We start from the raw sequence: 2,992 nt of genomic DNA, 5'->3' as shown, positions 1-2,992 counted from the left end.
CTCAGTCGCCGTGATGGCTCTTAACGCGGTCGGATTTTAGGAAATTGCTGCCCGCAATTTCTCCAAACGACCGCTACCCCAACCCATTAACATGAAAAGTTTTATCTTAAATAAAAGTTAATAACTTTTTTAGGTAAATAGCGTGTGATATTCTTCAGTAAGTTAAAGATCTCTTTTGCCGAAGGCTTAGGCACCGCTCTCAGCGGGGTCGTCTCATCCATTCTGTGACTATTAAAAGACTTCAAAGAAGGCTTACTAAAATTTACTTAAGTAAATTTTAGATGTGTGAAACACATTCGATAACACGAGCGGATTTGCGTTAGCAATATTTGCGAGTCGGACAAGCAAAGAATGGTCGGGTTTTTAAGGGCAGACAGCCCTTATATTTGGGTAGTAGGGCAGAGCCCTACAAATTGGTGGCAGGACATTGTCCTGGAAATTATTGTTAGAAAGGAAAATTTATGGATATATTAAAACTTATCAAAAAAAGAGAAGTATTTTTCGACGGAGGTATGGGAAGTCTTCTCCAGGAAAAAGGTTTAAAGGCGGGGGAACTGCCGGAAATTTGGAATGTGGATAAAAGTGATACGGTAAAAAGTATCCATAAGGAATACCTTCTAAGCGGTGCGGATATAATAACGACCAATACCTTTGGGTGTAACTCTCTTAAATTTAATAAAGAGGGAAGTTACAGCGTTGAGAATATAATAAGAAGCGGAGTCAGAAATGCAAAGGAAGCAATAAAGGAAAGCGGTAAAGATGCTTATGTGGCTTTGGATATAGGTCCTACAGGCAAACTCTTAAAACCTCTCGGAGACCTTGATTTTAGTGACGCTTACGAAATATATAAAGAAATCATTCTTTTTGGGGTAAAGGAAAATCCCGACATTATTTTGATAGAGACTATGTCAGACGGTTACGAAGCGAAGGCTGCTATACTTGCGGCAAAGGAAAACTGTGATTTGCCTATATTCGTTTCAATGACTTTGGGAGAAGACGGAAAGCTCCTTACCGGAGGAAATGCAGAGAGTATAATTGCTTTGATGGAAGGGCTTAGAGTAGATGTCATAGGGCTTAACTGCGGTCTCGGTCCTCTTCAGCTTAAACCTTTTATAGGAAAAATGCTTGAGGTTTCCTCCACTCCTTTGATGATAAACCCAAATGCGGGACTTCCCAGAAGCGAGGGCGGAAAGACCGTCTATGATATAACAAGCGATGAATTCGCACTCACCATGAAAGAGATAGCGGATATGGGAGTCGGGATTCTCGGAGGCTGCTGCGGTACTACTCCCGCTCATATCAAAAAGACCGTGGAACTTTGTAAAGATGTTGAAATCAAAGAAATAACAAAGAAAGATTTGACGATGATTTCTTCTTTTTCAAAGTGTGTGTATATAGATAAAGACCCTATAATAATCGGGGAGAGGATAAATCCAACGGGAAAGAAACGCTTTAAACAGGCTCTCATTGAAGAAGATATCGAGTATATATTGAATGAAGCAAATACACAGGCAGAGGCAGGCGCTCATGTACTCGATGTAAATGTGGGACTTCCCGAAATAAACGAAGCCGAGATGATGGAAAAAGTAATAAAAGAACTCCAATTCAGTGTAGATGTTCCTCTTCAGGTGGATACTTCAAACACAGAGGCTATGGAAAGGGCACTTAGGCTATATAACGGAAAGGCTCTTATAAACTCCGTCAACGGTAAAAAAGAAGTCATGGACGAAGTTTTCCCTCTTGTTAAAAAATATGGGGGAGTGGTAGTTGCACTTTGTCTGGATGAAGACGGGATACCTCCTACTGCCGAGGGGAGGATAAAGATTGCAAATAAGATAATCGAAGAAGCTAAGAAGTACGGGATAGAAAGAAAAGATATAATAATAGATGCTCTTGCAATGACGGTAAGTGCAGATACTTCTTCGGCTCTGGTCACTTTGGATACTCTATCCATAGTTAGAAACGAACTTAAAATGAACAGTGTGCTCGGTGTATCAAATATTTCCTTCGGACTTCCGAACAGGATGATAATCAATTCCGTGTTCTTTTCCATGGCACTGGACAGAGGTCTTAATGCGGCGATAATAAACCCGAACAACGAGGATATGATGAGAAGTTATATTTCTTTCAGGACACTGTCAAATATGGACGAAAAGTGCATGGATTATATAGATAAGTACGGAAGCGAAAAAAGGGAAGTCAGTGTAAAAAAAGAGGGATTAATGAGCCTTGAAGAGAGTATCGTAAAGGGGATGAAAGAAAGAGCTAAGACAGCTGTTTTGGAGGAACTTGAAAAAAGCGAGCCTTTGGAAATAATTAATAAAAAACTTATCCCTTCTTTAGATATCGTGGGAAAAGGCTTTGAAGAAGGAACTATATTTCTACCTCAGCTTTTGATGAGTGCGGAGGCTGCAAAAGCGGCTTTTAACGAAGTCAAAAATCACCTTGTAAAAAGCGGTCAAAAGGAAGAGAAAATAGGAAAAATAGTAATAGCTACGGTCAAGGGGGATATACACGATATTGGAAAGAACATAGTCAAAGTTTTACTTGAAAACTATGGATATGATGTTATCGATCTTGGTAAAGACGTGGATCCTAATTTAATTGTAGATACCGTCATAAAGGAAGATGTCAAACTTGTGGGGCTCAGTGCACTTATGACTACCACGGTTCCAAGCATGGAAGAGACGATAAAAAAACTAAATAAAAAAGTACCGGACTGTAAGGTTTTCGTAGGCGGTGCGGTGCTTACCAAAGACTATGCGAAGACCATAAATGCCGACTATTATGCAAAAGACGCGATGGCAAGTGTTGCTTTTGCTGATAAAGTTTTAAGGGCTGCACCCTAAAACCCCTTTCTGTAGGGCATTGCCCTACTACCTTTATCAGGGGCTCTGCCCCTAAAACCTATTATAAGGGACTTCGTCCCTTAAACCCAGTGTAGGGTTCCACCCTACGACCCGCCATTCTTTGCTTGTCCAAAGAATGGAAG

The 2,992-nt window shown here is 40.5% G+C and carries 1 protein-coding gene; it reads left to right on the top strand.

The window, feature by feature from the left end; all coding sequences use genetic code 11:
- The first annotated feature begins 461 nt into the window (after window positions 1-461).
- Window positions 462-2,849 carry a homocysteine S-methyltransferase family protein gene (locus NSA01_RS09875; protein ID WP_257481292.1) on the top strand — a complete coding sequence of 796 codons (2,388 nt, stop codon included), beginning with the start codon at window positions 462-464 and terminating at the stop codon, window positions 2,847-2,849.
- Window positions 2,850-2,992: the final 143 nt, after the last annotated feature.

Origin of the sequence: Anaerofustis stercorihominis (assembly GCF_024623185.1) — a bacterium.
In the GTDB taxonomy this organism is placed as follows: domain Bacteria; phylum Bacillota; class Clostridia; order Eubacteriales; family Anaerofustaceae; genus Anaerofustis.
Note: the sequence above shows the minus strand (reverse complement) of the source record. Positions and strands in the feature narration are given on the sequence as shown.